Below are 6,106 nucleotides of genomic sequence, written 5' to 3' on the forward strand. Positions count from 1 at the left end.
CATTTTTGGGATGTGAGTGGTTTCTTTCCTGAGAATGCTGGCTCCCCCAACCAGATGTCAATGCCCAAAGCGCCCATCCCTGGTAAGGGGTTCGTGAAATCGCGCTCAACTTTTGTCAGTCAACCAGGTATAGCTACCTAAGGCTTTATGTAAAAATAACTTGAACATTTTTGCTCTTGGTGAGATAATGAAAATATATTCAAGGGAGATCAGGGGGTAACATCAGCCCTCATGCATATTACTCGGCTTATTGACCCATGACTCAATCTCGATACAGTGGCAAATTGACCCTCCTTTCATGGTCTTGATGCAAAGGTCGAGTGGGGGAAACCCGACTCGTTGGACTGCATCCGTTTGATGAAGCTCCGAACCGTAATAACATAGTCCAAGCTCTGTCCAACGTCAGCATGTATATTTGGGAAGCTTATGGGGTGAACTCCTTACCCAGTAAGGAGTTCAGCTTGCCTGTCGCCATCCCAGATTCAATGGATACATTGAAATGCCTAATCATCTGGTTATTGACAAGATTCGAGAAAAGTATAATTCCTTATTACCTTATTTAAACGAGAAAACTCGTCGTATTTGGGCAGCAACCGAAGCTCGAAGCTTGGGGTGGGGGGGTATTACTCTAGTGGCTATTGCCACAGGTCTTTCTCGCACTACCATTCATGCCGGAATCAGGTTACTAAGGAGCTTTGAGGGGGAAAAAACGGAGAATGACTCTGGTAGCATCAGGAGTAGTGGGGGTGGCAGAAAACTACTGGAAGAACAAGACCCAATGCTATTATCAGACTTGGAATCATTAATAGAACCGATGACAAAAGGAGATCCAGTATCACCTCTTAAATGGACTTCTAAAAGTGTAGTCAAACTAGCTGAAGCTTTAAATGCGGGTGGACATAGAATTAGCCCCAAAAGTGTTTACAATTTGCTGTTAAATCTTGGTTACAGTTTACAAGCCAATCGGAAAACTCGTGACGGCTCATCTCACCCTGATCGATATCAGCAGTTTTTACACATTGCCAACCAAGTTAAAGAGTTCCAGTTACAGAAAGAGCCAGTAATTTCTGTAGATACCAAAAAAAAAGAATTAATTGGCGACTTGAAAAACCCAGGAAGGGAGTGGTGTGAAAAGCAACATCCCCAAGAAGTAAAAATACATGATTTTGTAGACCCGGAATTAGGAAAAGTCATTCCTTACGGAGTTTATGACAAAACCTATAATCAAGGCTGGGTAAATGTTGGTATTGACCATGACACCTCTGAATTTGCTGTCTTCTCAATTCGTCATTGGTGGTATTCCATGGGACAACAACTTTATCCCAACAGCCAAAAGCTAATGATTACAGCGGATTGTGGCGGAAGTAATGGTTATCGTTGTCGCTTGTGGAAATTGAAGCTACAAGAATTAGCCACAGAGATAGAAAGAACCATTTATGTAAGTCATTTTCCTCCTGGTACAAGTAAATGGAATAAAATTGAGCATCGTTTATTTTGTCATATTACCCAGAATTGGCGAGGTAGACCCTTAACAAGCCATGAGGTCGTGATTAATTTAATCCGTAATACTACCACAAAACAAGGGTTAAAAGTTGAAGCACGCTTAGATCAGAATCCCTATCCAACAGGGATCAAAGTGACAGACCAAGAAATTAATGCCATTGCCATTGAGCGAAACTCTTTTCATGGGGAATGGAACTATATAATTAAGCCTCTTTCTCGGGACTAGATTGTTAAAGTTATTTTTACATGACTCCTTAGCTGCTAGTGCAGGTATTGGCTCAGTTGTTGGCTCAATTATTGGTTCAGCTGCTGGTGCAGGTACTGGTTCGGTTACTGTCTCAGTTACTATCTCAGTTACTGGCTCAGCTATTGGTTCGACAGCTGGTGCAGTTACGGATTCAAAGTCCTTCCCAAATTCCGCCAAAAAAGTACCATTGAACTCACTGCTGATACTAAATCCTGTTCCCATACCCCCCTTATCCGCATAGCCATAGATTCCTGGCATACAAAAATTTGGTCGATTTTTATAAAGGGGTTTTGACAAACGGATTTGGGATGACATGGGTTTTTCCCGTGGACTTGTCTAAAAACACTACAGGATGATTTACATCTCCGATACTTTTTGGCTACCAAAGTCTACCAAGTAGACCTTAGCCCGCCAATGCAAGATGCTTTCGCATCCAGGGGGTATCTCCCAAGGCTATATGCGAATATCCCGCGAGCGCCGTTGATATCTCTGTCCATTACACGCCCATCAATGTTTGACCTGATCAACTTGCTTGCGCCAATATTGACCAATTGTTAGAGTCGATGTCCCCTATTAAGGGGAGCATCTCTCCTACAAATCCGTACGTGCGACTTTCGTTGCATACGGCTCCTAAGTATCTTTTTGGCTGCTGTGTATGTATTGGTGGCAGCTCTGGTGAACCGCCATTAAATTCTTTGGTTTCCAATTGTCGTGGTTTCCATCTAGGTGATGAAGGTGTACAGATTCGTTGCCTATTAACTTGTGACCACAATGTCCACAGCAATGGTTTTGCTTCTTCAAGGCTTTGGAAGTAGCATTATCGTAGAGTCCAGAGTTCCTTTGGCTCCAGTACACCAAGTCTCCGTCATAGGGGGACTTGGTGCCCCTGACTTTAATATGCTTGTTTTCCTTATATTTCACCGCCGGGAATGCTTTCTTTACTAATCTTTCGGATTCGTATCGATTGATTTTCTTCTCTTTTCTGAATTTCTCTTCTGTTCTCTTTGCAGTGAACCACAGAGAGTTTCGGGAGCCGTCCATCTTGCAATTCCGGTGGTAATTTCTCCAGCCCCTTATTATGGGAGCTAATTTTTCAGCCTTTATTTTTGCACCATAGTTCGAGCTGTTGGCCACGGCTTTAATCTTCTTTTTGATGGTTCTTAGGTTTTCCGCTGAGGGAATACTTCGGAACTTTCCATTTTTCTGGACTCGGAAGTTCCAGCCCAGGAAGTCAAAACCGTCTGTCGAGTGAGTTATTTTGGTCTTTTCTTCGCTGATTTCCATTCCGCGTTCAGTTAAGAATTCCTTGACCTTTTTTAACACCTTTTGAGCGTCTTCGTTAGGTTTCAGGAATATTACCATGTCATCCGCGTAGCGGATTGATTGGTGTAGGCTTTCAATTCCATTTAGTGCCACGTTGGCTAAGAGTGGGCTGACCACACCTCCTTGGGGTGTTCCTTGCTCCGTGAATTCCGGACTGACGCCCGCTTTTAAACATCTAAAAATCCCCTGTTTTATGGATGCCGGTGCTAACAGTCTATCCATTATGGAGCTGTGTGATATGCGGTCAAAACACTTTTTGATGTCTAGTTCTATGACCCTTTTTGTGATGCCGTTGCAACTTGAGTTCAGGTTATTGAACACGTGTTTTTGGGCATCGTGCGCACTTCGTCCAGTCCTAAACCCGTAACTCCGGGCGTGAAAGGTAGCTTCGTGTGCAGGTTCTAGGGCGTATTTCACTAGACATTGCCATGCTCTATCAGCGATTGTCGGGATTTTCAGCATTCGCGTTTTCCCGTTCTTCTTGGCTATCGGGACTTCCCGTAGTCCAGTATGTTTCCAGTCGGAGCCATATTGGTTCAATAGCTCAAGTAGCTCTAATCTCTGCCGGTATGTGAGGGATGACTTACCATCAATGCCGGGGGTTTTCTTACCCTTGTTGAGCTGTGTTACTTGACGGATGGCCAGTAGTTGTGCTGAGCGGGATTTCATTATCAGTTTCTGTAGAGACCTGGCTTTTCTCAGGTTTCCAGCTTGAACTGCTTTATATAAACGTCTTTGTAGGCGAAAAAGGTTTTGGCGAAGTTTCTTCCACTGTTGCCCTTTCCAAAGGTCACTAGCTTTTTTGCTGTGTCTACCCATGCTCTTCTCCAAAGTCTATATACTTGATACCCGTGACCAGTTTTCGGTCACATCCTACCCGGCAGGAGGGATTAAGTTTGACATAACTTACTAGGGTTTCGACCGTTCCTTAGACCTCGTGTTGCTGCCGTTTTTACTCGTTCCATCTATTAGATTGTTGTGGTGATTTAGGTCAGTCCAATTTGCCCATCCTCCTCTCGGAGATTACAGCTATTCTGGAGAAGACGCTGTGAGAGTAGAGGATACATTCCATATTGGTTTTTCAGGTTATGGTAGGCTGGTAGGACATTTTTCTAGGACTTGTTTAACCATGTCACCTCCCCTTTAGCGCCAGTGTTGTTACCTGCTTCTTTTCAACTGATTGCGCCCTGGTGCCAGCTTCACTCTGTAGGGATGTCGCCCTGCTCGGTGTGGCCAGATAGGGAGTCACTTATCTCTTCAAGGGGCGGGTTTTCACCGCCATCCAATAGATAGTTAGAAATCGAGGGTGTTACCCTCACGATTCCCCTTACTCATACCCCTCTAGTTTCTAGAGGCTCCTAGTAAGAACGAGCCGCACCCCCAGTCCAGCTAACCGTCTTGCTGGTGTAGGCTTCACAGACATCGACAACAACCTTGTTTTTTTCGATGGCTTTGTGCTTCAAGAATTCTTGAAACCGGTAATGAGCAAATGTCAACATATTTCGGGCAGTTTTCGATCGGATTTTTCGGCTTGCCTTTTTGGACATTTGGGAAGTCTCAAATGTAGGAAGGAGGATTACATCGAAATTGTCAGTAAGAAACTTTGCCGTTTTATGATGCAACTCATTCACTAAGTTCTGAATCTTGATCACCATCCGTCTTGCTGCTTTTTTCATTCGACGCTTTTGCCTTCCCTTAGCTTTGCTAATTTTCGAGATTAGATTATCTAAGTGCTGGCCGAGGCGTTGAATGCGAGAAAAGTCCCCCGTGCCTATCTTTCCTATAGAATTCTCGCCAAAGAAAGTGGCGAAAGTCCTCACCCCAGGGTCTATAGCTACTACTCTACCTTGGTTTTCGGTTTCTTTTTTAGCAGTAGTATGCGGCACAGACAAATAAATTTTACCGTTAGTACTGACCAGACGACAATCACAAATACTAGCTGGGAGAGGTTCAGCAAAGCAAACTTTTCCCAATTTTGTGTGATAAATGCCTTGATCTGATACAGCTGACTTTGGAATATAACAAGACTGCACAGGATTTTTTCTAGATCTGAATCTAACCCTGTTAATTTGAAAAGTCTTTTTGTACTTTTTCTTGGCCTCCCTCACGGCGGTGCAAGCATCCTTTATCCCTATTGATTTTATCTGATAAGGTACTGCCTTGCACCACTCAGGAAGGTCGTTTAGGATTCCAGTTTTAATAGCCTTCCAATTGGCTTTTATCTCTCCGCTCTGGAGTAATTTGATGGTCTTGTTGAATACATAACGGGACACTCCAAACCATTGACGAACCATCCGCCTTTGCTCAGCACTTAGGAAGACTCGAATCTTCTTTGATTTTTTTGCCGTATTTTCGGAGTCCGTGAACCCTGCAAGAGAAGACGTGAATGATTCAGAGAAGATCTGCTGTGAGTTCGGATCCTCGACAGCTTTCAGGTTGGTCGAGAACCAAGATTTTTCCACCGTTGAGTTCTGCCAAGTATTCAAACAGTTCAAAACCGAATCTGGTAAGTCTGTCTCTACAGGCAACAACAATTGTGAGCTGACATCCCTGCATAAGTCGTTCCAGTATGGCTCTAAGTCCTTTCCTTTTGTAGTTGAGTCCTCAGCCAATGTCAAAGATGATTTCCGCTTCCGGAAAAAGCGAGTGCATGTACGCGACTTGCCTGGCGAGGTCGTCAAATTGTTTACTGCTGCTGACTCGACAGTAACAGATGGTGACTGGCTCAGGGGCTTGTCGTTTTCCCAAAGTGGCAAGACTAACTGTATCGAACAGTCGATACCCGCTTGGGGTTCGCTCACATTTGATGGTGCCATTGTCTGCGTATTTCCTGTTAAGTGGTTTGAGAGAGTCCCGTAAGTTCGACCGCCTTACGGAGTGGTACTAGGGTCATGTCTCTATTCTAGGGCGTGTCATCAAATAGGTGTCAATCCAGTTTAAAATAGATAAATTCTTGGCGAGTTGAGTAATTTCAGGAGTGGTACAATGACGCGCCGCTATGCTTTGCGGAATGACCAGTGGGAACGCATCAAA

5 protein-coding genes are annotated in these 6,106 nt (G+C 44.1%); 3 read left to right on the plus strand and 2 right to left on the minus strand.

Translation table 11 applies throughout. The features are described from left to right. The first annotated feature begins 499 nt into the window (after positions 1–499). A complete protein-coding gene (locus F6K63_RS36055) occupies positions 500–1,729 on the plus strand; it encodes an ISAzo13 family transposase (RefSeq protein ID WP_287314899.1) in 1,230 nt (409 codons plus the stop codon). A 1-nt stretch (position 1,730) separates the two neighbouring features. Continuing rightward, positions 1,731–1,991 (plus strand): hypothetical protein, encoded by a 261-nt coding sequence (locus F6K63_RS36060; RefSeq protein WP_287255220.1) that lies wholly within the window; start codon positions 1,731–1,733, stop codon positions 1,989–1,991. Positions 1,992–2,380: 389 nt separating this feature from the next. Here F6K63_RS36060 and F6K63_RS36065 read toward each other — a convergent pair whose 3' ends face one another. Then, entirely contained in the window at positions 2,381–3,892 is a 1,512-nt protein-coding gene (locus F6K63_RS36065; protein WP_009148815.1) for a reverse transcriptase domain-containing protein, read from the minus strand. Positions 3,893–4,431: 539 nt separating this feature from the next. Next, positions 4,432–5,535 carry an RNA-guided endonuclease InsQ/TnpB family protein gene (locus F6K63_RS36070; protein ID WP_287314901.1) on the minus strand — a complete coding sequence of 368 codons (1,104 nt, stop codon included), beginning with the start codon at positions 5,533–5,535 and terminating at the stop codon, positions 4,432–4,434. Here F6K63_RS36070 and F6K63_RS36075 point away from each other — a divergent pair. Beyond that, positions 5,510–5,932, plus strand: coding sequence for a hypothetical protein (locus F6K63_RS36075; protein ID WP_287255216.1), 423 nt, complete (start codon positions 5,510–5,512; stop codon positions 5,930–5,932). The genes F6K63_RS36070 and F6K63_RS36075 overlap by 26 nt on opposite strands. Positions 5,933–6,106: the final 174 nt, after the last annotated feature.

Source organism: Moorena sp. SIO1G6 (assembly GCF_010672795.1).
Taxonomy (GTDB): Bacteria; Cyanobacteriota; Cyanobacteriia; order Cyanobacteriales; family Coleofasciculaceae; genus Moorena; species Moorena producens.